20 protein-coding genes are annotated in these 23,930 nt (G+C 61.8%); 12 read left to right on the plus strand and 8 right to left on the minus strand.

What is annotated here, in order from left to right:
* Positions 1 to 3: 3 nt before the first annotated feature.
* Both PQQ52_RS08850 and PQQ52_RS08855 read right to left on the minus strand, forming a co-directional pair.
* Positions 4 to 2,289 carry a xanthine dehydrogenase family protein molybdopterin-binding subunit gene (locus PQQ52_RS08850; protein WP_408209268.1) on the minus strand — a complete coding sequence of 762 codons (2,286 nt, stop codon included), beginning with the start codon at positions 2,287 to 2,289 and terminating at the stop codon, positions 4 to 6.
* Positions 2,290 to 2,817, minus strand: coding sequence for a (2Fe-2S)-binding protein (locus PQQ52_RS08855; RefSeq protein WP_408209271.1), 528 nt, complete (start codon positions 2,815 to 2,817; stop codon positions 2,290 to 2,292). It abuts the gene before it with no gap.
* 146 nt (positions 2,818 to 2,963) lie between these two features.
* Between PQQ52_RS08855 and PQQ52_RS08860 the strand changes: the two genes are divergently transcribed.
* Entirely contained in the window at positions 2,964 to 3,860 is an 897-nt protein-coding gene (locus tag PQQ52_RS08860) for a LysR substrate-binding domain-containing protein (protein ID WP_408209274.1), read from the plus strand.
* 77 nt (positions 3,861 to 3,937) lie between these two features.
* On the opposite strand, the gene PQQ52_RS08865 is transcribed toward PQQ52_RS08860, so the two are convergent.
* Positions 3,938 to 4,849 (minus strand): LysR substrate-binding domain-containing protein, encoded by a 912-nt coding sequence (locus PQQ52_RS08865; RefSeq protein WP_408209276.1) that lies wholly within the window; start codon positions 4,847 to 4,849, stop codon positions 3,938 to 3,940.
* A gap of 242 nt (positions 4,850 to 5,091) precedes the next feature.
* Here PQQ52_RS08865 and PQQ52_RS08870 point away from each other — a divergent pair, with 242 nt between their 5' ends.
* The 8 genes from PQQ52_RS08870 (at position 5,092) to PQQ52_RS08905 (ending at position 13,974) form a co-directional block, all read left to right on the plus strand.
* Positions 5,092 to 6,057 carry an amidohydrolase family protein gene (locus tag PQQ52_RS08870; RefSeq protein ID WP_408209279.1) on the plus strand — a complete coding sequence of 322 codons (966 nt, stop codon included), beginning with the start codon at positions 5,092 to 5,094 and terminating at the stop codon, positions 6,055 to 6,057.
* Entirely contained in the window at positions 6,057 to 6,983 is a 927-nt protein-coding gene (locus tag PQQ52_RS08875) for an amidohydrolase family protein (RefSeq protein ID WP_074289307.1), read from the plus strand. The genes PQQ52_RS08870 and PQQ52_RS08875 overlap by 1 nt, the downstream gene beginning before the upstream one ends.
* 97 nt (positions 6,984 to 7,080) lie before the next feature.
* Positions 7,081 to 8,478 (plus strand): UbiD family decarboxylase, encoded by a 1,398-nt coding sequence (locus tag PQQ52_RS08880; RefSeq protein WP_408209282.1) that lies wholly within the window; start codon positions 7,081 to 7,083, stop codon positions 8,476 to 8,478.
* Positions 8,475 to 9,089, plus strand: coding sequence for a UbiX family flavin prenyltransferase (locus PQQ52_RS08885; protein WP_408209285.1), 615 nt, complete (start codon positions 8,475 to 8,477; stop codon positions 9,087 to 9,089). The genes PQQ52_RS08880 and PQQ52_RS08885 overlap by 4 nt, the downstream gene beginning before the upstream one ends.
* A 76-nt stretch (positions 9,090 to 9,165) precedes the next feature.
* Positions 9,166 to 10,281 carry a CobW family GTP-binding protein gene (locus tag PQQ52_RS08890; RefSeq protein ID WP_408209288.1) on the plus strand — a complete coding sequence of 372 codons (1,116 nt, stop codon included), beginning with the start codon at positions 9,166 to 9,168 and terminating at the stop codon, positions 10,279 to 10,281.
* An 89-nt stretch (positions 10,282 to 10,370) separates the two neighbouring features.
* The gene (locus PQQ52_RS08895; RefSeq protein ID WP_408209290.1) at positions 10,371 to 11,717 is read left to right on the plus strand and encodes a nucleobase:cation symporter-2 family protein; all 1,347 of its coding nucleotides are present in this window, start codon (positions 10,371 to 10,373) and stop codon (positions 11,715 to 11,717) included.
* 90 nt (positions 11,718 to 11,807) lie between these two features.
* A complete protein-coding gene (locus tag PQQ52_RS08900; RefSeq protein WP_408209602.1) occupies positions 11,808 to 13,196 on the plus strand; it encodes an isoxanthopterin deaminase in 1,389 nt (462 codons plus the stop codon).
* A gap of 46 nt (positions 13,197 to 13,242) precedes the next feature.
* On the plus strand, positions 13,243 to 13,974 hold the full coding sequence (locus PQQ52_RS08905) for a maleate cis-trans isomerase family protein (protein WP_408209292.1): 732 nt from the start codon (positions 13,243 to 13,245) through the stop codon (positions 13,972 to 13,974).
* A 132-nt stretch (positions 13,975 to 14,106) separates the two neighbouring features.
* Here PQQ52_RS08905 and PQQ52_RS08910 read toward each other — a convergent pair whose 3' ends face one another.
* The 3 genes from PQQ52_RS08910 to PQQ52_RS08920 all read right to left on the minus strand — a co-directional run bounded on the left by PQQ52_RS08910 (position 14,107) and on the right by PQQ52_RS08920 (position 16,225).
* Positions 14,107 to 14,553, minus strand: coding sequence for a PPC domain-containing DNA-binding protein (locus PQQ52_RS08910; RefSeq protein ID WP_408209294.1), 447 nt, complete (start codon positions 14,551 to 14,553; stop codon positions 14,107 to 14,109).
* Positions 14,550 to 15,083 carry a PCC domain-containing protein gene (locus PQQ52_RS08915; protein WP_408209296.1) on the minus strand — a complete coding sequence of 178 codons (534 nt, stop codon included), beginning with the start codon at positions 15,081 to 15,083 and terminating at the stop codon, positions 14,550 to 14,552. The genes PQQ52_RS08910 and PQQ52_RS08915 overlap by 4 nt, the downstream gene beginning before the upstream one ends.
* A 242-nt stretch (positions 15,084 to 15,325) precedes the next feature.
* Complete coding sequence (locus PQQ52_RS08920) at positions 15,326 to 16,225, minus strand: LysR family transcriptional regulator (RefSeq protein WP_408209299.1); 900 nt, start codon at positions 16,223 to 16,225, stop codon at positions 15,326 to 15,328.
* A 193-nt stretch (positions 16,226 to 16,418) separates the two neighbouring features.
* Between PQQ52_RS08920 and PQQ52_RS08925 the strand changes: the two genes are divergently transcribed.
* On the plus strand, positions 16,419 to 17,582 hold the full coding sequence (locus PQQ52_RS08925) for a sigma-54-dependent Fis family transcriptional regulator (RefSeq protein WP_408209302.1): 1,164 nt from the start codon (positions 16,419 to 16,421) through the stop codon (positions 17,580 to 17,582).
* A 202-nt stretch (positions 17,583 to 17,784) separates the two neighbouring features.
* Here the strand turns inward: PQQ52_RS08925 and PQQ52_RS08930 are convergent, their stop codons facing one another.
* Both PQQ52_RS08930 and PQQ52_RS08935 read right to left on the minus strand, forming a co-directional pair.
* Positions 17,785 to 19,386 (minus strand): acyl-CoA synthetase, encoded by a 1,602-nt coding sequence (locus PQQ52_RS08930; protein ID WP_408209304.1) that lies wholly within the window; start codon positions 19,384 to 19,386, stop codon positions 17,785 to 17,787.
* 67 nt (positions 19,387 to 19,453) lie between these two features.
* Positions 19,454 to 20,620 (minus strand): acetyl-CoA acetyltransferase, encoded by a 1,167-nt coding sequence (locus PQQ52_RS08935; RefSeq protein ID WP_408209306.1) that lies wholly within the window; start codon positions 20,618 to 20,620, stop codon positions 19,454 to 19,456.
* A 377-nt stretch (positions 20,621 to 20,997) separates the two neighbouring features.
* Between PQQ52_RS08935 and PQQ52_RS08940 the strand changes: the two genes are divergently transcribed.
* The gene (locus PQQ52_RS08940) at positions 20,998 to 22,017 is read left to right on the plus strand and encodes a TRAP transporter substrate-binding protein (RefSeq protein WP_408209309.1); all 1,020 of its coding nucleotides are present in this window, start codon (positions 20,998 to 21,000) and stop codon (positions 22,015 to 22,017) included.
* 6 nt (positions 22,018 to 22,023) lie between these two features.
* Positions 22,024 to 23,904 (plus strand): TRAP transporter large permease, encoded by a 1,881-nt coding sequence (locus PQQ52_RS08945; RefSeq protein ID WP_408209312.1) that lies wholly within the window; start codon positions 22,024 to 22,026, stop codon positions 23,902 to 23,904.
* The last annotated feature ends 26 nt before the right edge of the window (positions 23,905 to 23,930 follow it).

Genomic DNA, 23,930 nt, shown 5'->3' on the forward strand with positions numbered 1-23,930 from the left:
GCTTCAAGCCTTCGCTTTCCCACCCACCTTCCCACGAACACCCGCTTGCGCCGCCACCTTCTCAAGATCAAACGGCGTATCCCTCACCCTCTTCCCCGTCAACCTGAACACCGCATTAGCCACAGCCGGCGCCACCGAAGGACTCGACAACTCCCCCACCCCACCCGGTTTCGCCGGATCGCCTTGCACGATCAAAATATCAACCTCCGGCATATCACTCATCCGCATCACGCGATACGTATCGAAGTTCTTCTGCTCAACCTGCCCATGCCGAATATCGATGCGGTCCGCCGTCGCATGCCCTAGTCCCCACATCAACCCGCCATACAGTTGCTCCTCAACCCCACCCGGCGACACAGCCAACCCGCAATCCGCCACACACGTCAGCTTCTCAACTACAACCGCATCGCCCTTCCGCACAACCCGCGCCACCACCGCGACATAGCTGCTATACGCCTGATTCGTCGCAACACCCAATGCCGTCCCAGCAGGCAACGCCTTCCCCCACCCAGCCCGCGCCGCCGCCTCGCGCAACACCGCCTTATGTCGCGGGTCCTTCATATGCGCAAGCCGAAACTCAACCGGATCACGCTGCCCCGCATGTGCGGCCTCATCCATGAACGACTCCACCGCGAACACGTTCGGGATGTAACTCACCGCCCGATACCAACCCGTCGGCACACCCGTCTCATGCCGCACCCAACCCAGATCGACATGCGGCGCATCGTAAGCGAACTCATATTTGCTGATCGCTTCAGTCGTGCTGTAGTCCATCCGATCCGGACGATCAAAATACCCCGGCTCCCATTGTTCCGGTGAGGCAGGCATCACAGCGCGTAATTGCAAGGTGGTGAGGTTGCCGTGCGCGTCGAGCGCAGCTTTGCCGCGGTGATAACTCGCCGAGTGATAGAACAGCGCGCGCATTTCGTCTTCACGACTGTTCATCAGCTTCACGGGTTTGCCAACTTTCAGCGCGAGCCACGTCACCTCAAATAGCCAGTACTTCGATTCCCGCGAACCAAAGCTGCCGCCCGAAACAAGTTCATGCAATACCACACGCTCAGCAGGAATCCCGCCGATCACCTCGGCCGCTTCCTGCACCGTGGAAGGCACTTGCAACCCGCCCCAGTACTCGATACCGCCATCCTTCGCCCACGCAGTGACATTGATCGGCTCGAGCGCATTCTGTGCCTTGTAGGGCATCGAATACGACGCCTCGATCACGCGTGCGCCATGCGGCCACGCGGTTTTGGCGTCGCCATGCTGAACCGTCGGGACGACATGCGAAGCGGGATCATCGAGCCACGCGGCCTGACGCGCGGCGAGCGTGGTGCTGTCGAATGTCTCGAACGGACTATCTTCCCATTCGACGAGCAGCGCAGCCTGGCCCTTATGCGCCGACCAATAATCGTCCGCCAGTACGGCGACGCCGGCCTGATTGCCGCCGAGAAGGTCCGGACGACCAGGAATCTGCAGGACCTGCCGCACGCCCGGCACCGCCAACGCGGCTTTGGCATCGACGCTGCGCACACGTGCGTCGATAACCGGCGCACGTGTGACAACGGCAACCAGCATCCCCGGCAACGAGACATCGATGCTGTATGGAAACGCGCCCCTTGCTTTCAGATCGGCGCCGCGCTTTTTCTGCAGCTTGCCGATGTATCTGAACTGCGAAGGGTCTTTCAACACGACGTCTTTCGGCGCGGGCAATTGCGCCGCTACGCTCGCCAACGATCCGTAGTTCGCACGCTTGCCGCTCGCCTTGTCGATCACAAAGCCGTTTTCGGTCGAACATGCGGACGGCGCCACGTTCCATTGTTTCGCGGCGGCTTGGATCAACATCGCACGTGCGGTTGCGCCCGCACGCCGCAAGCGATCGTACTCAAGCGAGACGCTGGTACTGCCGCCTGTCGAAAACACTTTCCACAACGGATGAATGTAGTCCCCGTAAAACGGATTCTCCGGCGTAATCACATCCACGCGGAACAGATCGACATCGAGTTCTTCAGCAACCACCGCAGCCAAGGCGGTACGCGTACCCGTGCCGGAGTCATGCTTGTGGACCACCAGTTTGATCGTGTCGTCAGGCAGCACGCGCACCCATGCGTTCGGCTCGAACTCGCCGGCTTGCGGTTTCGGATCGCCGCTTACGTTGGCGTCTTTCGCGAAAGCCTCGGGAAGTTGAAAACCGATCGCGAGGCCGGAAGCCAGCAATGCCGAACTCTGTTTGATGAAACGTCTACGCGCCGCACCGTGTGCGCTGCCCAGCGCTTGCTTGTCGTCGCGCATTCAAGCCTCCTCTTTCGTGGAGGTGCAAACCGAAGCACACATGGGCTCGACCCACGTAATCGACGCGAGCGTGGCATCGCCGGAAGCCGCGCGTTTGATCGCCTTGCGAATGCGTGAATAGGTACCGCAGCGGCAGATGTTGCCCGACATGGCGGTGGCGATCGTTTCATCGTTGACGGTCGGCTTGTCCTTCAGAAACGCTGCTGCCTGCATCAACTGACCCGATTGACAGTAGCCGCACTGCGGCACGTCTTCCGCGACCCACGCGAGTTGCAGCGGATGCTTGCCGTCTTTCGACAATCCTTCGATCGTCGTGATGTGTTTGCCCGCCACCGCTGCAACCGGCAGCAAACAGGAGCGCACGGCCTCGCCTTCCAGATGCACCGTACACGCGCCGCAGAACCCGCCGCCGCAACCGAATTTCGTACCGGTCAATTTGAGCCGGTCGCGCAACACCCACAACAGGGGCATGTCTTCCGGTACATTGTCGAGCGAGTGCCGCGTGTCGTTGACCACGATCTCGATCATGCGCTGTCTCCTGAATGTTGTTGTGCAGCGCGGTGTGTGGTGCATGCTACAAAGCAAAGGCCGCGCGCTTGCGGCCATTATTGAAAGCCGTTAAGCACAACGCCAGCGACGATTTCTTCCATCACCCGTAAGTCCGGCTAACACCTATGTTGAAACGCTACCCTTCGATCCAGTCGATGCAGGCTTTCCTGCAAGCGGCACGCGTCGGCAGCTTTTCGAGCGCGGCGCGCCAGTTGTCGCTCACGCATAGCGCGATCAGCCAGCAGATCCGCACGCTCGAAGAGTTCGTCGGCCAGCCGCTGTTCGTGCGCGAAGGCGGCGGCGTGGTGCTGACGGACGCGGGCGTACTGTTTGCGAATCAGTTGACCGATGGCTTCGAGCAGATCGATCGTGCGTTGTCGTCGGTGAAAGAGCGCACGGTCAAGCAGTCCATCACGCTCGACGTCGACCCCGAACTCGCACAGAGCTGGCTGGTGGCGCGCTTGCCTGCTTTGCTCGGCGCATTGACCGGCACGTCATTGACCGTGCTGTCCACGCCGCGCCACGACCGTAGCGCGTTCGAGCGCGTGGATATTGCGCTGCGGTATGGGTATGGAGAATGGGATGGCTTCGAGAACGCGCTGATTTGCGGCGATCGGTTGACGGCCGTGGGTTCGCCCGCCCTTCTTGAGGCACGTAAGCTGAGCGTGCCGCTCACGCCGGAACAACTGCTCGATTTGCCGTTGCTCGGCTATACGAAACGCTCGTGGATTCCGTGGCTCACCGCGGCAGGCATGGCCGCCGTCGAACCGGATGCCGTGGCCGTGTTCGATAACGCCGCCGGGCTGATTGCAGCGGCCAGCGCAGGCATAGGCGCGGGTTTGGCGCGCGGTCTGCTCGCTGCGGACGCGCGGCGCGAGGGGCGCCTGGTCGAACTCACGCAAGTAGAAATCCCGACGCATTACAACTTGTATGCGGTGTGGCCTCGGGAGAAAGCGGCGCGCGTGGCGCCGCTGATCGAGGTGATTCGCAAACTGGTCGCGCAGACAGTCGGCGCGCGTTAGCATTCTCCGCCGCTCACGGCGCCCTTCGCGCCCAGGCGCACTCTCGCGCATCACGCGAACGGTCAGACGCGCTCGCGTTACGGCTCCCCGCCCTTCGCGTCCGCGCCCACGCTAGCAGCCACCTCCCGCACGGTATCGAGAAACAGCGAAAGCACCGGCGACGGTTCCTCCGCACGATAGCGCGCGTGCAGCGACACCTCGGGACGCGGCGCAGCCAGCGGCACGAACGCCACCCCACCGGTCGTCAACTGCCGCGCCGACGAAGGCAGCAACGCCACGCCCAGCCCTTCGCGCACGAGGCACAGCAGCGTATGCACCTCGACCACCTCCTGATCGATCTGCGGTGTAAACCCCGCTTCGACGCAACAGTCCTGTAAGAAGCGCGCGAGTTGCGAATGCTGCAACCCGAACGACACGAAGCGCTCCGTCTCCAGCTCGCGCAACGCAATCGCCTCACGCGCCGCAAGCGGATGCTCTAACGGCAGCGCCACCACCGCCGATTCGCGCATCACGACTTCGCTACGAATCTCCGGGTCCTCATGCGACACACGGAAGAAACACACATCCAACCGACGTTCCTTGAGCGCGAGAATCTGCGCAGCGGGTGTCATCTCGTGCAGTGTCCACTGCACGTGCGGATGCTTCTCCGCAAATACCCGTAGTGCGCGTGGAATCGGATCGACCATCGCCGAGCTGATGATGCCGATCTCGAGACTCCCCACTTCGCCCCGCCCCGCGCAACGCGTCAGATCGATCGCGCGTTCGAACTGCGCGAAGATCAGCGGCACCTGCTCCTTAAGTGTTTTCCCTGCATCCGTGAGTTCGACACGGTGTTGCGAGCGCGTGAACAACGCAGTGCCCATCTCCTCTTCGAGGATGCGAATCTGCTGACTCAGCGGGGGCTGCGAAATGTGCAGCCGTGCGGCTGCCCGGCCGAAATGCAGTTCGTCGGCAAGTACCGCGAAGTAACGCAACAGCCGGATGTCCATATCGCAAACGTATCAAGATCGTGGTTAAAAAATATTGTACAGAGCGTTTTTAACGCGTGAGACTGCATCGCAAGCAGCAGTGCACATCAGTGTGACACTCGATGCCGGCGAGGGGAAGGCGCACAAACACTGCGTCTTGCAAAGGGCCGCATGGGCAAGCCTGTCTAGGCTCCGTTCCATCGATGCGCCTGCCCGCGATCCGGCAACTGGATACACCAGTTCCTCTCAAGGAGATCGAGTACATGATCATCGACACTAGCTGTTACCCGACCAATCTGGTCGACCTCGCCTGGCGCCACGACGGCGAGCCATTTACCGGCGAGCGTCTGATCAAGACGATGGACGGCCCGTACCTCATCAACGGCAAGCCGCGCCGCATCGACAAGGCATTCATTCAACCGCCGCAAGGCAACACGATCTATACGTGGACCGACGGCAACCGCTCGGGCCGCGAGTCGATCGACGACTACATGGCTTACACGGTCGAAATGACGCAGAAGTATCCGGACCGTCTGATCGGCTGCTTCGTCTACAACCCGCGGTGCGGTCCAGAGAACGGCGCTGAGGCCATCGAGTTCTATGCGAAGGAACACGGCTTCAAGATGGTGCAGTTGCAGGCCAACATGCATGCGTATCGTCCCGACCGCGCGCTCGACTGGCTGCGCCCTGCGTTGCGCAAATGCGCGGACCTCGGCCTGCTCGTGAAGCTGCACACCGGCGACGGCCCGTACAGCATTCCGACCGAGTGGTATCCGCTGATCCGCGAATTCCCTTCGGTGAATTTCATCATGGCGCACTTCGGTGTGCAGACCGGTGGCGTGTACTGCTTCGAGCCGTATCAGATGGCCCTCGATACGCCGAACGTGTATTGCGAATCGAGCTGGTGCCTGCAATCGCGGATCGTCGAATTCGCGAAGGTGCTGCCGACGCACAAGATTCTCTACGGCTCCGACACGCCACCGAACGAGCCCGGCATGTGGTTGCGTCTGCTCGAAGTGTTGTGCCACGAGCCCCCGCAAGGCCTGAATCTCGACGAGGACACGCTTGAGGACTACCTCGGCAACAATCTCGCCCGCATGATCGGCATCGAGCCCACCGCGCGGCCGAAAAGCGTCGAAGAAGCGCAAGCCTATCTGAAACAACACGCCGGCGCGTCGCATCAGCATGCCGCGAACGCAACTCAAGCCGCCTACGCAGGAGCCCGCTGATGATCATCGATACCCATCTGCACCCGACCAATCTCGTCGACGAAGCGTGGCGCCATACCGGCGAGCCGTTCACCGGCGAACGCCTGCTGAAGATGATGGACGGTCCGTACATCATCAACGGCAAGCCGCGCCGTATCGACATGGGCTTCATTCAGCCGCCGCCGGGCAACACGGGCTATCGCGACGGCAATCGTCGCGGCCGTGAAGGCATTCGCGATTACATGGCGTATATCGCCGAGCTGACGCAGAAGTACCCGGATCGCTTTATCGGCAACTTCACGTACAACCCGCGTTGGGGTCCGGAGAACGGCGCCGCCGAGCTCGAATTCCACGTGAAGGAGTACGGCTTCAAGATGCTCAAGCTGCACGCGAACATGCACGGCTATCGGCCGGATCGCGCGCTCGACTGGTTGCGTCCGGCGATGAAGAAGTGTGCCGAACTCGGCGTGGTGGTGCTGATTCACACCGGCGACGGACCATACACGATTCCGACGCAGTTCTATCCGATCATCCGCGAATTCCCGATGGTGAACTTCATCATCGGTCACTTCGGGATTCAAACGGGCGGCAATTACTCGTTCGAATCGTTCTGGATGGCGATGGATACGCCGAACGTGTACTGCGAATCGGGCTGGTGCTATCAGTCGCGCATTGTCGAATTCGCGCGTGAGCTGCCGCGCAACAAGATCGTGTTCGGCACGGATTCACCGCCGAATGAGCCGGGTATGTGGCTGCGCGAGCTGGAAATGCTGTGTGGTCCGGCGCCGCAAGGCATGGATCTGGACGAAGACGGTCTCGAAGACTATATGGGCAACAACATCGCCCGCCTGGTCGGCATCGAACCGACCAAGCCGCCGAAGGATCTCGCCGAAGCGGAAAAACGTCTGAAGGCGACCTACGTGAATGACGTCACGCAGCCTGCTTAACGCTTCCTAGTGGTGTATTGCAGGCGCGGCTAGCCGTTCGCGCCGCGCCTGCCCTCCTACCGGTCCGCTTTCGTTATCGCTTTCGACGGAGTTCACTATGGCGGATAACCTCTTCCGCGCCACTCAGGATTTTCACCGCTTTGCCCTTGCGTACCGCGAGCAGTTCCCAGATGACGTATTGACGATCAAGCAACCGTTGGCTGCGGATCAGGACGTCACCGCAGTAGTGGCCGAATTGGCCGCGCGCGGACGGCATGAAATGCTGATTTGCGAAAACGTCGACGGCATTGCGACGCCGCTGGTTACGAATTTCTTTGCTTCACGTACACGTATTGGGCGTTTGTTCGACGTGGATGCGTCGGGCCTATTCGACGCTTATCAACAACGTGCGAACGCCCCAATCGCGCCGGTTTTCGTTCCGACCGGCCCTGTTCTCGATCAGGTTATCGAAGGCGATGCCGTCGATCTCGCACAACTGCCGATGATCCGCCACTTCGATACGGATCGTGGGCCGTACATCACCAACGCGGTGATCATTGCCGAAGATCCGGAGACGGGCGTCGCGAATATGAGCTATCACCGTTCGATGCGGCACGCCCGCAATGCGCTGGCAACCAGCCTGCATTCGCGTGGTCACCTCTGGCGCATGCTGCAAACCGCTCAAGCACGCGGCGACACGCTGAAAGTCGCGATGGTGATCGGAGCGCATCCGTTGTTCATGCTGGCCGCCGCAGCACGCGTGCCCTTCGGCACGGATGAACGCGCGATTGCAGGCGGATTGTTTGGTGCGCCTCTGCAATTGGTGCGCACGCCGCGATATGGCATCGGCGTTCCTGCTTCCGCTGAGTTCGTCCTTGAAGGCACGATCGATCCGGACGCCCACGCCGAAGAAGGTCCATTCGGCGAATTTACCGGCTATTCGTCGGATCGCTCCACCAACAACGTGCTGCGCGTCGACACGATGATGCGCCGTAACGATGCATGGCTCGTCGACGTTGTCGGTGGCCCGTACGCGGAGCATTTGACTTTGGCCCGCTTGCCGCGCGAAGCGGAAATGAGCGAGAAGTTGAAGGCGCGCTTTCCTTCCGTCACCGCGTTGCACTATCCGAACTCGGGCACGCACTTCCACTGCTACGTCGCGCTGAACCAGACACGCGACGGCGAAGCGCGCCAGATCATGCTCGCGTTGCTCGGCTGGGATCCGTATCTCAAGAACGTCGTAGCGGTGGATAGCGATATCGACATCACCAACGATTCGCAGGTGCTGTGGGCTATCGCCACGCATTTCCAGCCGCATCAGGACATATTTATCGTCGATGGCTTGCCGGGCAGTCCGCTCGATCCTTCATCGTCCGCAGCGGGCACCACATCGCGCATGGGTATCGACGCGACACGCGGTTCCCACTTCGACGGCATTCGCGCGAAGATCAGCGAATGTGCCGCACAACAGGCGGTTGAGATCCTGGCGCACGCCGCCAACGGAGCCCAGCGATGACCCCGCGGCGGCTCGTAGTCGGCATCAGCGGTGCGTCCGGATTCACATACGGCGTGCGCCTGCTGCAACTGCTGCGTGAACTCGACATCGAAACGCATCTGACCGTCTCGCGCAGCGCGCTGCTGACGATGACGCATGAAACCGACTACAAGTTCGCCGAAGTCAGCGCCCTCGCCCGCTTCACCTACCGTTGCGACGACATGGCCGCCGCCATTTCCAGCGGGTCGTTCCGCTCGCTGGGCATGATCGTCGCGCCCTGTTCGATGAAGACGCTTGCCGAAATTGCCAGCGGCATGTCGTCGAGCCTCATCTCGCGCGCCGCCGACGTCACGTTGAAAGAGCGCCGCCCCCTGGTGCTGCTGGCGCGTGAAACCCCTTACACGCTGGCGCATCTGCGCAACATGATCGCCGTCACCGAAATGGGCGCAATCGTCGCGCCCCCTGTGCCGGCGTTTTACGCGCGCCCTGTTTCGCTCGACCAGATGATCGACCACACGCTGGGCCGCGTGCTCGATCTGTTCGGTCTCGAAGCGGGCACCGTCAAACGCTGGCGAGACGGTGAAGTAGAAACCGCATCACAGGAAGCCGCAAAAGCACCGCATCTCGCCTGATAGCCGAACCGCAACAACCGCAACAACCGCACGAAGCGCACGAACCGCAGTACGAACGAAGAAACGGAGACGAGTCATGAATCACATTCACACCACCCACAACGAAATCGAGAAAATCCCTGTCACGGTGCTGACCGGCTTTCTCGGCGCCGGCAAAACGACGCTGCTCAACTACATCCTGCGCGAGAAGCACGGGCGCAAGATCGCGGTGATCGAAAACGAGTTCGGCGAAATCGGCATCGACGGTGGTCTCGTGCTCGAATCGACCGAAGAGATCTATGAGATGACGAACGGTTGCGTGTGCTGCGTCGGCGCGGTACGCGAAGACCTGGTGCGCATCGTGAGAATGCTCGTGGAAAGACCGGATCGGCTCGATCACATCATCGTTGAAACGAGCGGGCTTGCCGATCCATATCCGGTTGCACAGACTTTCTTCCTCGATGACCCGATTGCGAAACAGGTGACGTTGGATGCGGTGGTCACAATGGTGGACGCGAAGCACATCGCCGCGCACCTGGATGATCTGGTGCTCGACGGCAGCGATAACCAGGCGGTCGATCAGATCGTTTGTGCAGACCGTATTGTGATCAACAAGGTCGATTTGGTGACTGCAGAAGATATCGCTTCGCTGACGCAGCGCATTCGCGGATTGAACGCTACGGCGGAGATTGTCGAATCGAGCTACGCACAGATCGACCTCGACAGGATTCTCGGCGTCGGTGCAAATGAGTTCTCGCAAATTCTGGTCGAGACCGACGGCCTCCATGAAGAAGAGCATTCGCACGCCCACGAGCATGAACATGAGCACCACGACGAGCACGAGGCGCATCACGATCATGAACACGCCCATCATGACGACGATCACGCCGACCACCAGCACGACGAAAGCGTGTCCTCAGTCGGCATTGAAGTCGACGCCGATATCGACCTGGACGCGCTGCAAGCCTGGCTCACCGAACTGCGCGAAGCCGATGCAGCGAAACTGTTCCGCATGAAGGGCATTCTCGCTGTGCAAGGCCAGTCGCATCGCTATGTGCTGCAAGGTGTGCACAACGTCATCGAACTGCGCGCGGCGCAAGTGTGGGGCACTGAACCGCGCTCGTGCCGCATTGTATTCATCGGACGCGATCTCGATCGCGCCGCGCTGACCGACCGCTTCCATGCCTGTCTTGCCGTGCCGGTTGCGGCCTGACGGGAGATCCGGTCGGCGCGTGAAGTGATGCTGCACGGCCAAGTCGTGCGGTGCGCGCCGACCGGAAAACGATAATTTGGAGACACGTCATGAACACCGCCATACATCCCGTCGATCGGATTCTGCCGAAGCGCCAGATGATCACGCTCGGTTTGCAGCACATGCTAGTGGCTTATATCGGCGCGATTGCTGTTCCGTTGATCGTCGCGTCGGCACTGAAGATGTCACCGGCCGACACCACCGTGCTGATCAGCACCGCTCTGTTTTGCTCAGGCATCTCGACGATCTTGCAGACCGTCGGCATCTGGAAGTTCGGCGTGCGTCTGCCGATTCTGCAAGGCGTGGCATTCAGCAGCGTCGGCCCGGTCATCGCGATCGGCCTGAGTCCGGGTGTCGGCTTCGCCGGCGTGTGTGGCGCGGTAATTGGCGCGGGTCTCTTCACGATGTTCGCCGCACCGCTCGTCGGACGCTTACGAAGATTCTTCCCACCTGTCGTGACCGGCTGCATCGTGACCGTGATTGGTTTGCAACTGTTCCCCGTTGCGTATCAATGGGCCGGCGGTGGCGAGGCCGCGCAGCAACAGTTCGGTGCGCCGTCCTTCCTCGGCGTCACGCTGTTCGTCGCGCTGGTGATTCTTGCGATTAACCGCTTTGCCGGTCCGTTTCTGCGCAATCTCTCCGTGCTGATCGGTTTGATTGCGGGCGGCATTCTCGCCTGCTCGCTCGGCATGGGTAACTTCTCCAGCGTGAGCGCCGCGCCGTGGTTCACGATGCCGATGCCGTTCCACTTCGGTACGCCCGTGTTTTCCGTCGTGCCGGTGCTGACGATGATCGTCGTGATGGTGGTGCAGATGGTCGAATCGATGGGGTTGTTCGTCGCCATCGGTGACATCGTCGGTAAGGACGTGAGCGAGGAAGACGTGGTGCGCGGCATGCGTGCGAACGGTCTTGCAAGCGCGATTGCCGGCATGTTCGCGGCGTTCCCGTTCATCGCCTTCATGGAGAACGTCGGGCTCGTGATCCTGACCGGTGTGCGCAGCCGCTGGGTAGTCGCGATCAGCGGCGTGCTGATGTGCGTGGTGGCGCTGGTGCCGAAGATCGGTGCTGTGGTCGCGTCAACGCCCGCTGCGGCGCTTGGCGGCGCCGGTATCGCGATGTTCGGCGTGGTAGTGGCCGCAGGCGTGCAAACGCTGGCGAAGGTGGACTTCGAGCGCAATCGCTACAACGTGCTAATCGTCGGCTTCACGATCGCCACCGCGCTGATTCCGGTGATGTCGCCGCAAGTCTTCAAGCACATGCCCGACTGGACGCAGCCTTTCCTGCATAGCGGTGTGGTGTTGGCGTGCCTGGTATCGGTCGTGCTGAACGCCGTATTGAACGGCGCGCATGAAGAAGAAAAAAAGATCGTGGAGACGCACAACCTCGTGCGTGAATAAGCAACCCACGCAGTAAGACGAGCGCGGCCGTCATGCCTCTCTGGACCGACGGCCGCTTCGCAGTAACTGAAAGGACATTGAATCGTGAGCATGCAAACTGAAGCGTTGCTGATCAAGAACCCTGTCGCGGTGATGAGCGGTCGAAGCGGCCGAGATGGCACTAGCGCGCGCCTGGGCCAGGTCGATCTGCGGATTCGCAACGGCCGTATCGAGAACATTGCGCCTAACCTGGAACCACGTGCCGATGAACGCGTCATCGACGCGCGTTCATGCGTGGTTTATCCAGGCTGGGTGAATACTCACCACCATCTGTTCCAGAACCTGCTGAAAGCAGTACCGTCCGGCATCAATGCCGATTTGCAGGAATGGCTGGCCGCCGTGCCGTATCCACGACTCGCACGCTTTACGCCGGACCTGGCGCGCGTCGCCGCACGTTTGGGTCTTGCCGAGCTGCTTCTGTCGGGTGTGACCACCTGTGCGGATCACCACTACTTGTATCACGCGGAGGGCACCACCGAAACGGGCGATCTGCTATTCGACGAAGCGGCGTCGTTCGGCATGCGTTTCGTGCTGTGCCGTGGCGGCGCATTGCAAGCGGCGGGCGATCATCCGGGGTTTTCCAAAGTGGCGTTGAAACCCGAGACGCTCGATCAGATGCTCGCGGACATCGAACGCCTGAAGTCGCGCTATCACGATTCGGGCGAGGCTTCGATGCGTCGCGTCGTCGTGGCACCGACTACGCCGACGTTTTCGTTGCCACCGGAACTGCTGCCTGAAGTCGCACGCGCGGCGCGTCGCATGGGCTTGCGGTTGCACACGCATCTTTCGGAAACGACCCGCTACGTCGACTTCTGCAAGGAGCGCTTCAACCAGTTGCCGGTCGAGTTCGTCGCCGATCACGAATGGCTTGGGCCGGATGTCTGGTTCGCCCACCTCGTGCATCTGCAGCCCAGCGAAATCGCGATGCTCGCGGAAACCGGCAGCGGTTGCTCCCACTGTCCGGTGAGCAACGCGCGCCTCGGCAGCGGCATTGCGCCCGCACCGCAGATGGTGGCGGCAGGTGTGCCGATGTCGCTGGCCGTAGACGGCGTCGCCTCGAACGAATCCGGCAGCATGACCAACGAAGCGCACTTTGCATGGTTAGTGCATCGCGCGGCACAAGGCGCGTCGGCAACCACCGTCGAAGAGATAATTCATTGGGGCAGCGCGGGCGGAGCAGGCGTGCTCGGCCTGGACGCGGTCGGCACGCTCGAAGTCGGCAAGGCTGCGGATTTCGTGCTTTACGACGTTAGCGATTTACGCTTCAACGGCTTTCACGATGTGGCGGTGGCGCCGGTGGCCGCAGGCGAACCGGCTCGTGTGCGCTACAACGTGGTGAATGGCCGTGTGGTGGTGGACAACGGTGTGATTCCGGGCCTCGATCTCGAACAGCTTCGTTATGAAGCGGCCGAAGGTGTGAAGCAGCTGCTCGCCGATTAAACCACTCACGTCCTCACGCCCTCAAGCACTAAAGGGATACGCCGCAATGCAACACAGAAGAATCCGGCTCGGCATTCTCACGCCTTCGTCGAACACAGCGTTAGAGCCGATGACCTCGGCGATGCTCAGCGAATTGCCACACGTCAGCGCGCATTTCGCGCGCTTCACGGTGACGGAGATCGCACTATCGGAGCAGGCGCTCGGCCAGTTCGACGCGAGCCGGATTCTCGCCGCAGCGCGTCAACTGGCCGATGCGCGTGTGGATGTGATCGGCTGGAGCGGCACGTCGGCCGGCTGGCTCGGCTTCGAGCGCGACCAGACGTTGTGCCGCCAGATCACCGAGGAGACCGGCATCCCCGCGACGACCTCGGTACTGGCGCTCAACGAAATCCTCGCCAGAACGGAGGTGCGGCGCCTGGGCTTGGTGTCGCCGTATATCGACGACGTTCAGCAACGGATCGTGCGGAACTACGAGAAGCTCGGTATCGAATGCGTGTCGGAACGACACCTCGGTTTGCAGGACAATTTCAGTTTTGCCGAGGTGCCAGATACGCAACTGGCCATCATGATGCGTGAAGCTGCGTTTGCAAGGCCGGATGCGGTGACCACCTTCTGCACGAATCTACATGCAGCGCATCTGGTGCGCGCGTTTGAGATGGCTACGGATATTCCTGCTTATGACACGGTGGCGACCGTCGTGTGGAAGTGTTTGCGGATGTTGCGGGTGGACACGGAACCACTGGCAAGCTGGGGGAGATTGTTTACCGACGTGAAGTAACGTTAAGCGATCATAGGCCGCGGCGATTCTTGCAGTCTTCGTCGTGGTCCGCCGCCTGCCTATCGAGGGGCGGCTCATCGAACCGCCCCGCTTTGCTCCGTCATACGAGCCGTCTGCTTTCGGGACGATCCGTCAGGCGCTCCCCGTCAGACCATCCACGTCCGCGATCCACTCCTGCAGTGTTACCTCGATCGTGATAAATGACAGATTCATACCGCGTACCACGCGCCCGGCAAACACCTGGCTATCTGTACCGGACAGAATCGCGGTGAGCTCGGTCGCGCCCGTATCGTCGCGACCCGCCACAACACCCGCGACTTCGCCGAACAATCCGACGATCTCGACGCCCGGCCCCTTGACGATCTGCGTGGCCAACGTCGCACCCGCGCCGCTCGCCAGGTGCCCGTCGATCAGACTGCCCACCGCGCTACGCACTACCGCGCGGCCGATACCATATTGCACGCACAGCCGCTCCAGCGATTCGACGATGTCCTCATTCGGTTTAAACCGTGCAATCACGGTACGCCCGTAGCTGCCGGCTTCGAGCTTGACCTCGGATGAGTTGGATAGCGAAGTCATGCGGCATCCTCCGCCGTCGGCCCAAACAGCGTGTAGCGGGTTTCCTCATCGATATATTGCGTGAAGCCACCGTGCGCGAATGCACAGAGCCGCAACACCAGCGATTCACGGCCCACTTCGAGACGATCGAGAATCACATGCCCGCCGTGCAACCGCCCATCGCCGCCGACAAACGCGCCGTGACAATGCAGCGCGACGCAGCCCGCGCGATCCTTACCGATCGTGACCGCGCCATGCAGCAAGGCAACTTCATCATTCTCCTGGGTCGGGGCGCCGTAGATATAAGGCCGCTCGCCTTGCGCCGCCTTGATGACGACGTGGTACTGCAATGCACGCGCCGAACCGCTGCAGATCCGGCCGGTCGCGCCGCAGAAACCGTGGCGCGTCATCAGATCGCGCAGTACTGTGCCGGCGTTGCGTCCACTGGGTATTTCAACGCGCAGTTCGCGCGGCTCCCGCACTACCATGGCCAGCACCCGCGGGTGAGCGGCTGCGCCAGGATGGCGGAAAGCTTCTGTCTTCGACGTCATAGGAGGGTCAGGTAAATTACGACACCTCACATGAGCAACTTCAATGCCATCCGCACGCAATGCATGGAGCGCCAGGCGCAGCAAGCCTGAGCGTGCATCACTCAGCTGCTGCGCGCGAGACATCTGTCGCGCGCGGTGCTACAGGTGTAGTGCATGTGCGGTGCGGATTCAATACGAGTCGACGCCAGTCCCCTGCGCAACGCGATCGCGCCGGTAACGGCACTCGGGCAGCCGCGTGCGCGTTAACTTCCGTGCCGCGTGCCGGCAAGGCCAATTTGCGCGGCGATATCGACAAACCGCGCGACGCACGGATTCAACGTATCGGGACTCCACACCAACGCGACATCGACATAGGGCGCATGCTGCAGCGGCACGAACTTGACGTTATCCGCATGCGTGCTACGCATCGAGCTATGCACGAGCGCAACGCCGAGCTGCTGCGCGACGAGATTCACGATGGTCTGCTGGAAATTGGTCTCGAGGCGGATACGTGGCGTAAACCCCGAGCGACGGCAGTGCTCGACGATCGTGTTGTAGATGAACGGTGACGCCGCATGCGGCGAGATGATGAACCATTCGTCGCGCAACTCGGCAATCGAAATCTCCGCTCGCGTGGCGAGCCGGTGTCCTTCGGGCAGCACCGCGACCAGTTGCTCGCTGAAGATCGTGCGGGTCTCGAGTTCCACCGCCGAATCGGATGGATACATGATGCCGACGTCGGCCTTGCCGGCGCGGATCTCGGCCACCAGTAACGTTGGGATGCTTTCGCTCAGCTTCAGTTCGACGCGTGGAAACGCCGACGCATACGCACGTGTCAGCGCCGGCACGATGCTGTACGCGGCGGCGAACATGAAGCCTGCCATTAGCGTGCCCTCTTCGCCGAGATCGGCGGCGCGCGCATGGCCGCGTGCCTGGTCGACGGTGGCCATCACCGTCTTGGCATCGCGATAGAAGCGATGCCCCGCTGCCGAGAGCCGCACGCTGCGGCGCGTGCGATCCAGCAGCACAACACCCAGTTCCGCTTCGAGCAACGCGATCTGCCGCGACAACGGCGGCTGCGAAATATTAAGGAGCGCCGCCGCTCGTCCGAAGTGCAAGGTCTCCGCCAGCACGACGAAATAGCGTAATTGCCTCAGCTCCATGCCTGCCCCTGAGTGTGCAAATAGAAGTCCGACTTATACCTTATCGGTATCAGTCGACGCATCATAATGTATTGGAGACTATTAATGAATCGCACTATGCTTGGTTTCGGAGACAAACCGCTGGCAGCTTTTTCGATTCGCCGGGCCACAAGCCGGGCCGATCCTGCCAATCAAATAGACAAAGAGAGATGCCATGACCGCCCACGACCCGTTGGACCGCGCCCGTGCAGACTCATCTCGCTCATCCGGGCTACCGCTTAGCCGACTATGTGGCGACGATCCGACGATGCTGGCCACGCTCTCGCGTGCCCGCCTGCTCATCGACCGGCAACTTCCCATTCTCATCCTTGGTGAAACCGGCACCGGTAAGGAATATCTCGCTCGTGCGTTGCACAACTACAGTAGCCGCCGGCAGGCCGCGCTGGTGTCGGTGAATTGCGGCTCGATTCCCGAGAATCTGATTGAGAGCGAACTCTTCGGCTATGCACGCGGCGCGTTCTCCGGCGCGCTCTCGACCGGCATGAAAGGCAAGGTCGTGCTCGCCCATCGCGGCACCCTGTTCCTCGACGAAATCGGCGATATGCCCGCCGCGCAGCAAACCCGCTTGCTGCGCGCGCTGTCCGAACGCGAAGTGACACCGATCGGTTCGGCCGCACCGATCGCGGTCGATCTGCAATTGATCTGTGCAACGCATCAGAACATCGAATCGCATGTCGAGGCGGGGACCTTCCGTGAAGATCTCTATTACCGCATCGCCGTGGGCATCGTGCACCTGCCGCCCGTGCGCGAACGGCACGACCGCGAATGGCTTTTGCAATCGATCCTCGAATGCGAAGCGCCGGGCATGACACTCGACGCCAACGTCGACCGCGAAGCCCGTGAGATTCTGCTCCACTGCAAATGGCCGGGCAATCTGCGGCAAATGCGTGCGGCACTTCAGTATGCGTGCGCGGTGAAGAGCGGTGAGCTGATCCGCGCCGGCGATCTGCCGGCCAACGTGCATCCGGGTAAAGGCGTAGGCGCACAAGCGAGTTCGCGCTCGACGCTTCATGCAGCGTTGGAGACGGCGCCGCATCCGTATGCCGCGTCACATGACACCCGATACGCGCCCATGCATGACGCCATGAGCGGCGCACCGCACGCTGCGCGTCATGCTGAAGCGTCCCGCTTGCCGGTCGCGCCGCCGAGCGAGCGCGACAACATTCTGCGGGCGCTGTCCGCGAGCCGCTGGAATATCTCTGCCGCGTCGCGTGACCTCGGTATTTGCCGCGCGTCGCTGTATCGCAAGCTCAGGCAGTTTCGCATTCCGCACGTACGCGACCTTGGCAGCAATATGTTGATGGCGGATCACGGCTGAGTTCTTTTTTCAAACGCGGTGACGTGCTTGCCAGGACACGTGCCTCGTCGGTACCGATATCCATCGAGGCTGACTTATTCATGCACCGTGGCCGCTGACGCCGGCCGGCGTGTCTTCCGCTGGCGCTCAAACGCCTCGCGAACGCCTCGCGCATGGCGAGACGTCGTCGCGGCCGGTACACGGCGTCACGCAACCCGAAGCGTCAGCGGCTGCTCACTATCCCCTCCGTCGTAACTACCTCTTGCGGCCCAACCAGCAACGCCCTGATATCTTTCTTGACGATCTTGCCGTAAGCGGACTTTGGCAACGCGTCCCAGAACACGCAGCGTTTCGGCCACTTGTAGCGCGCGAGATGCGGTTCGAGATGCGTGAGTAAGGCTTCCTCCTCCAGCGCCCAGCCTTCGCGTCGTACCACCACCGCGACACCGATTTCGCCCCACTTCGGATCGGGCATGCCGACCACCGCGACTTCCTGCACGGCCTTGTGCGTGAGAATCGCTTCTTCGACTTCGCGCGGGTAGACGTTCGAGCCGCCGGAGATGTACATGTCCGACGAACGCCCGGTGATGTACAGAAAGCCCTGTTCGTCGAGGTGGCCCAGATCGCCGGTATGGAACCAGCCGTGACGGAAAGCCTTCTCGTTCGCCTCGACGTTGTTGAAATAGCCGATGAACACCGCCGGTCCGCGCACGCAAATTTCGCCGCTCGCGCCCGCCGCGAGGCGATGGCCTTCGTCGTCGAGAATACCGATTTCGATGCCGGTGCGCGCATAGCCGCAGGTGCCGACGCGACTGTTGGCGGCCTCGTCGTCGGCGGTGTGCAGCGCGGGCGGCAGCACCGTGATGTTGCCGGTCACTTCGCCCAGGCCGTAGTACTGCACCAGCACGTTGCCGAGCTTGCGCAGCGCATGTTTCTGATCCTCGCGATACATCGGCGCGCCGGCGTAGATCACATACTTCAGCGAACTGTGATCGTAACGGTCGACCGATTCATGCTCGGTCAGCATTTTGACGATCGTCGGCACGGTGAACATATTGTCGACGCGATATTTTTGCACCAGCGCCCACGCTTCTTCCGCATCGAGCTTCTCCGAGGCTGGCAGGATGCTGGCCGCCGCACGCGCCACATTGACCATCGCGTGAATACCCGCGCCGTGCGAGAGCGGCGCCACCACGAGCGAGCGCGATTCGTGCGTCAAACCGGGCATCAGATCGGCAATGTGGTTGGTCAGCACGAAGGCCATTTGCCCATGCGTGAGCACGCCGGCTTTCGGGCGCCCGGTAGTGCCGGACGTATAGAAGAACCACAGCGGATCGTCGCGGTCCACGTCCACTGCAGCGAACGGCGGCGCGTCCATCTGCTGCGCGAGTGTTTCGTAGGCGAGTTCGCCCACCCGTGGCTTGCCGATTGCGATCACATGCTGCAATGCGGGCGACGCCGCGCGCACCGCGTCGACGTGGGCGTCGAAGCCGGCCTCGTAGATCATCGCCTTCGCACCGCTCGATTCGCCGAGATACGCAGCTTCCGCTGCGGTAATCCGGCAGTTGGTCGGCACCCACACCGCACCGAGTTTGAAGGCGACCCACGCACTTTCGAAGAGCGGCAGGTTGTTGCGTGAATGCACGAGAATCTTGTCACCCTTGCCAATGCCGAGCCGGCTCAAACCGTGCGCGACTGCGTCGACACGCGCGTTGATGTTGCGCCAGCTCGTGCTGCGCTCGGCGTGGATGAAGCCGGGGCGATCGGCGTGGCGTCGGGCTGCATCGGTCAGCAGATTCCCGAGGTTCATGACGGTGGTCAGCATAAGCAAGTGCTTTGAAGAAAGAGAAATGAAGAGACGCGCATCGTGGGTCCGGGCTAATTGATGTCTCTCAGCGGCGTGCCTCGAGAATGCTCAGGTAGTTGGTCACGGCCGCGCCGCCCATGTTGAAGACGCCAGCCGTGCGCGCATTCGGAATCTGCATCGCGCCCGCCTGGCCGCTCACCTGCATCGCCGCCATCACGTGCATCGACACGCCGGTCGCGCCGACCGGATGTCCCTTCGCCTTCAGGCCGCCCGATGCATTGACCGGCAAACGCCCCTCTTTTGTGGTCACACCGTCGAGAATCACGCGTGCACCCTGTCCCGGTTCGGCCAGACCCATTGCTTCGTATTCGATCAGCTCGGCAATCGTGAAACAGTCATGCGTTTCGACCAGCGACAGATCGTCGAGCGTCATGCCTGCTTGCGCCAGGCCTTGCTTCCACGCGAGCCGCGCGCCGTCGAACGCGATCGGATCGCGCCGCGACAGCGGCAGGTAGTCGCTCACCTGCACCGTCGCGCGAAAGTCGACCGCGTGACGCGCGCGCCGCGCGATGTCCGGCGATGCAATGATCAACGCGGCCGCGCCGTCCGAGATCATCGAGCAGTCGGTGCGCTTGAGCGGCCCGGCGACGAACGGATTTTTCTCCGATGGCGTGCGGCAGAAGTCATAGCCAAAATCTCGCCGCATATGCGCATACGGATTCGACACGCCGTTGTGATGATTCTTCGCGGCAATCGCCGCCAATGCGTCCGACTGATCGCCATAGCGGTCGAAATACGTTTGCGCGAGCTGGCCGAAAATTCCCGCGAAGCCGCCCGGCACGTCCGCCTCTTCGACCGCGTACGAGCACTTTTGCAGCACCTTGCCGACTTCGGCGGTCGGCAGGCTCGTCATCTTTTCGTAGCCGATCACCAGCGCGCAGGCCGAGCGGCCCGAGCGGACTGCGTCGAGTGCGGAATACACCGCGGCCGAACCGGTCGAGCATGCGTTTTCGCAACGCACGGTCGAGGTGAAGCGCAATTCAGGAATCGCGTTGAAGACCAGTGCCGACGGAAAGTCCTGATAGACAAAACCGCCGTTGAAGGTGCCCACGTGAATCGAATCGATCTGACTGGCTTCGACGCCGGCGTGATCGAGCGCGCCGAGCGCGGTATCGGCAATCATGCGTTCAATGTCTAACGCGTCGAGTTTGCCGAACGGGATATGGCTCCATCCGATGATGCTGGGTTGCATTGCGATCGACTCCTTGGCGTGGTGATGGCAGCTCTCTATGCAAGAGCCAGGCCAATCGATCACGGCCACGATGCAGCGGGCTCGCCGCGTTTGCCGCAGCGCGCCGCACCAACGCTCGCCAGGCAAGGCGACAGCGTGCAAGGCCGTTCGCGCATGGCGCGTGAGCACATCGCTCGCCGCCGCCAACGCGTGCGACACAAAGCATGCGACAGGTGTCGCATTCGCTCGACACCTGCACGGCTTATGCCGCCTGGCAATAACCCTCATTCACTGCGCCAACGCCAACGCCCGCGCGGCTCGCCCCAAATGGCATCCAATTTGCTTTTAGCTGGGCGCCGGCCTTCGATACGGCAAACATAAAACTCAGGAGACAAACGATGAGCGTTACCACCCGGCGCGACTTTCTTAAATGTGCCTCTCTTGCCGCCGCCGCGTCGTTTGCCGGCTTGCATGGCCGCTCTGCGCGCGCTGCCGAATTCACTCTCAAGTACGCGAACAACCTGCCCGCCACCCATCCGATGAATATCCGCGCGAAAGAAGCTGCCGCGTGTATCGCATCGGAAAGCAAAGGACGGGTCGACTTCCAGGTGTATTCGAACAACCAGTTGGGCAGCGACACCGACATGCTGTCGCAGGTCCGCTCGGGTGCAATCGACTACTTCACGCTGTCGCCGCTGATTCTCGGCACGCTCGTGCCGGCCGCGCAGATTACCGGCGTCGGCTTCGCGTTCAAGGATTACGACCAGGTGTGGGGCGCGCTCGACGGCGCACTCGGGGCGCGCGTGCGCCAGGAGATCGCAAAGACCTCGGTGTTCGCATTCGAGAAAATCTGGGACAACGGCTACCGCCAAACCACCACCAGCACCAGGGCGATCCACGTGCCGGGCGACCTGAAAGGTATCAAGCTGCGCGTGCCGATGAGTCCGATCTGGACGTCGATGTTCCAGGCGCTCGGTGCGTCGCCGGCAAGCATCAATTTCTCCGAGGTGTATTCATCACTGCAAACGCGCGTGGTCGAAGGCCAGGAGAATCCGCTCGCCACCATTACCGCGGCCAAGCTTTACGAAGTGCAGAAGTTTTGCTCGCTGACCAATCACATGTGGGACGGCTTCTGGTTCCTCGCGAACAAGCAATCGTTCGCGCGTCTGCCGAAGGACCTGCAGACCATCGTGCAGAACGCCGTCAACGATGCCGCCGTGCAGGAACGCGTGGACGTCGCGAAGTTGAATGCGTCACTGATGCCGGAGCTGAAAACGAAGGGCCTGCAATTCAACGACGTCGATATCAATGCGTTCCGCCACCAGCTGACCACGACGGGCTTCTACGCCGACTGGCACAAAAAGTTCGGCGACGACGCATGGAGCGCCCTCGAAAAATACACCGGCAAACTCGCCTGACGCGCCATGCATCTAACCTTGACGAAGAAACTGGAAAACGACGGCTGGCTCGCGCGCGGTCTGACCACGGCCGTCGATTGGGTCATGCACGGCGTAGGCGCGATGGCGGCCTGCCTTGTGGTTGCAGAAACGGTGATCCTGCTATGCGGCGTGATCTTTCGTTATGGGTTAGACCAGCCGCTGATCTGGTCAGACGAACTCGCGTCGATCCTGTTCAGCTGGCTGGCGATGCTGGGCGCCGTGCTCGCCTTGCATCGCGGCGCGCATATGCGTCTCACCGCGATCGTCACGCGCTTGCCGGAGAAATGGCGCGGCTGGCTGGAAGCAGTCAGCGCGCTCACCGTCTGTACCTTCGTTGCGCTGATCATCACGCCGGCCATCGAGCACATGAACCTGCAGATGCCGGTCAGTACGCCCGCGTTGCAGTTGCCGGACGGCTGGCGTTGCGCTGCGTTGCCCGTCGGCGCGGCCTTGATGCTGATGGCGGCGCTCGCCCGCATCGCGCGTGAGGTGAGCCCGGGACAGTTCGTCGGCGCCTTGCTCACCGCAGGGGCGATCGCTGCCGCATTGTGGATCGCACAACCTTATCTGCTCGCGCTCGGCAACCTGAACCTGATCGTGTTCTTCGTCGTGCTGGTGGGATTGTGCGTGGCGGGCGGCGTGCCGATTGCGTTCAGCTTCGGCACCGCCACGCTCGCCTATCTGGTGCTGATGACGCATGCGCCGCTCGGCATCGTCGTGAGCCGGATGGATGAAGGGATGGCGAATCTGGTGTTGCTGTCGGTGCCGCTGTTCGTTCTGCTCGGTGCATTGCTGGAATTGAGCGGGCTTGCACGTTGCCTGATCGACTTCATGGCTGCGCTGCTTGGCCACGTGCGCGGCGGTCTGCAGTATGTGCTGCTCGGCGCGATGTTTCTGGTGTCGGGCATCTCCGGCGCGAAAGCCGCCGACATGGCGGCGATAGCGCCCGCGCTCTTTCCTGAAATGCAGCGGCGCGGCGCGAAGCCCGAGGAACTGGTCGCACTGCTCTCATCAACCGGCGCGATGACCGAAACGATTCCGCCGAGTCTTGTGCTGATCACGATCGGTGCGGTGTGCGGCGTGTCGATCACCGCGCTGTTCGTCGGCGGGATCATGCCGGCCGTGGTCGCGACGATCGCGATCGGTTTCGTCTGCTGGCGGCGCGCGCGGCACGAACCGCCGAGCAACAGCACGCGCGCGCCATTGCGCACTATCCTGCGCACCTTTGTGATCGCACTGCCCGCGCTCGCGTTGCCGATGCTGATTCGCGCGGTGGTGATCGAAGGCGCGGCCACCGCCACCGAAGTGTCGACTATCGGTATCGCGTACACGCTGATTGCGGGCGTGTTGCTGCATCTGTGCGGACGCCGGATCGAATGGCGCCGCTTCTATTCGCTGCTGCTCGACACCGCAAGTCTGTCGGGCGCAATTCTGCTGATCATCGGTTTGGCCACCGCGATGGCGTGGGCGCTCACGCAATCGGGTTTCTCCGCGTCGTTGGTGTCGGCGATGGAACAGATACCCGGCGGTCCGCGCGCGTTTCTGTGCGTGTCGATCGTGTTGTTCGTGGTGCTCGGCAGTGTGCTCGAAGGCATCCCCGCGATCGTGCTGTTCGGCCCACTGCTGTTTCCCGTGGCCCGGGCGCTCGGCATTCATGACGTGCACTACGCGATGGTCGTGATCCTGTCGATGGGCCTGGGTCTGTTCGCGCCGCCCATGGGCGTCGGCTTCTATGCCGCGTGCGCGATCGGCAAGGTGTCTCCGGATCGGGTTGTGAGCCGCGTGTGGGGTTATCTCGGCGCGCTGTTCATCGCGCTGCTGGTGGTCGCGTTCGTGCCGTGGCTGTCGATCGGTTTCTTGAAGTGAATGCGTTTTGACGCCTGCGCTTTGAA

This window comes from Paraburkholderia sediminicola (assembly GCF_046030555.1).
Lineage (GTDB): Bacteria > Pseudomonadota > Gammaproteobacteria > Burkholderiales > Burkholderiaceae > Paraburkholderia > Paraburkholderia sediminicola_E.

Coding starts and splice junctions, on each gene's coding strand:
- PQQ52_RS08940 (WP_408209309.1), top strand. CDS start 20,998: ATGAGCGTTACCACCCGGCGCGACTTTCTTAAATGTGCCTCTCTTGCC.
- PQQ52_RS08865 (WP_408209276.1), bottom strand. CDS start 4,849: ATGGACATCCGGCTGTTGCGTTACTTCGCGGTACTTGCCGACGAACTG.
- PQQ52_RS08855 (WP_408209271.1), bottom strand. CDS start 2,817: ATGATCGAGATCGTGGTCAACGACACGCGGCACTCGCTCGACAATGTA.
- PQQ52_RS08910 (WP_408209294.1), bottom strand. CDS start 14,553: ATGACTTCGCTATCCAACTCATCCGAGGTCAAGCTCGAAGCCGGCAGC.
- PQQ52_RS08930 (WP_408209304.1), bottom strand. CDS start 19,386: ATGCTGACCACCGTCATGAACCTCGGGAATCTGCTGACCGATGCAGCC.
- PQQ52_RS08935 (WP_408209306.1), bottom strand. CDS start 20,620: ATGCAACCCAGCATCATCGGATGGAGCCATATCCCGTTCGGCAAACTC.
- PQQ52_RS08895 (WP_408209290.1), top strand. CDS start 10,371: ATGAACACCGCCATACATCCCGTCGATCGGATTCTGCCGAAGCGCCAG.
- PQQ52_RS08885 (WP_408209285.1), top strand. CDS start 8,475: ATGACCCCGCGGCGGCTCGTAGTCGGCATCAGCGGTGCGTCCGGATTC.
- PQQ52_RS08870 (WP_408209279.1), top strand. CDS start 5,092: ATGATCATCGACACTAGCTGTTACCCGACCAATCTGGTCGACCTCGCC.
- PQQ52_RS08905 (WP_408209292.1), top strand. CDS start 13,243: ATGCAACACAGAAGAATCCGGCTCGGCATTCTCACGCCTTCGTCGAAC.
- PQQ52_RS08920 (WP_408209299.1), bottom strand. CDS start 16,225: ATGGAGCTGAGGCAATTACGCTATTTCGTCGTGCTGGCGGAGACCTTG.
- PQQ52_RS08925 (WP_408209302.1), top strand. CDS start 16,419: ATGACCGCCCACGACCCGTTGGACCGCGCCCGTGCAGACTCATCTCGC.
- PQQ52_RS08880 (WP_408209282.1), top strand. CDS start 7,081: ATGGCGGATAACCTCTTCCGCGCCACTCAGGATTTTCACCGCTTTGCC.
- PQQ52_RS08850 (WP_408209268.1), bottom strand. CDS start 2,289: ATGCGCGACGACAAGCAAGCGCTGGGCAGCGCACACGGTGCGGCGCGT.
- PQQ52_RS08945 (WP_408209312.1), top strand. CDS start 22,024: ATGCATCTAACCTTGACGAAGAAACTGGAAAACGACGGCTGGCTCGCG.
- PQQ52_RS08875 (WP_074289307.1), top strand. CDS start 6,057: ATGATCATCGATACCCATCTGCACCCGACCAATCTCGTCGACGAAGCG.
- PQQ52_RS08860 (WP_408209274.1), top strand. CDS start 2,964: ATGTTGAAACGCTACCCTTCGATCCAGTCGATGCAGGCTTTCCTGCAA.
- PQQ52_RS08890 (WP_408209288.1), top strand. CDS start 9,166: ATGAATCACATTCACACCACCCACAACGAAATCGAGAAAATCCCTGTC.
- PQQ52_RS08915 (WP_408209296.1), bottom strand. CDS start 15,083: ATGACGTCGAAGACAGAAGCTTTCCGCCATCCTGGCGCAGCCGCTCAC.
- PQQ52_RS08900 (WP_408209602.1), top strand. CDS start 11,808: ATGCAAACTGAAGCGTTGCTGATCAAGAACCCTGTCGCGGTGATGAGC.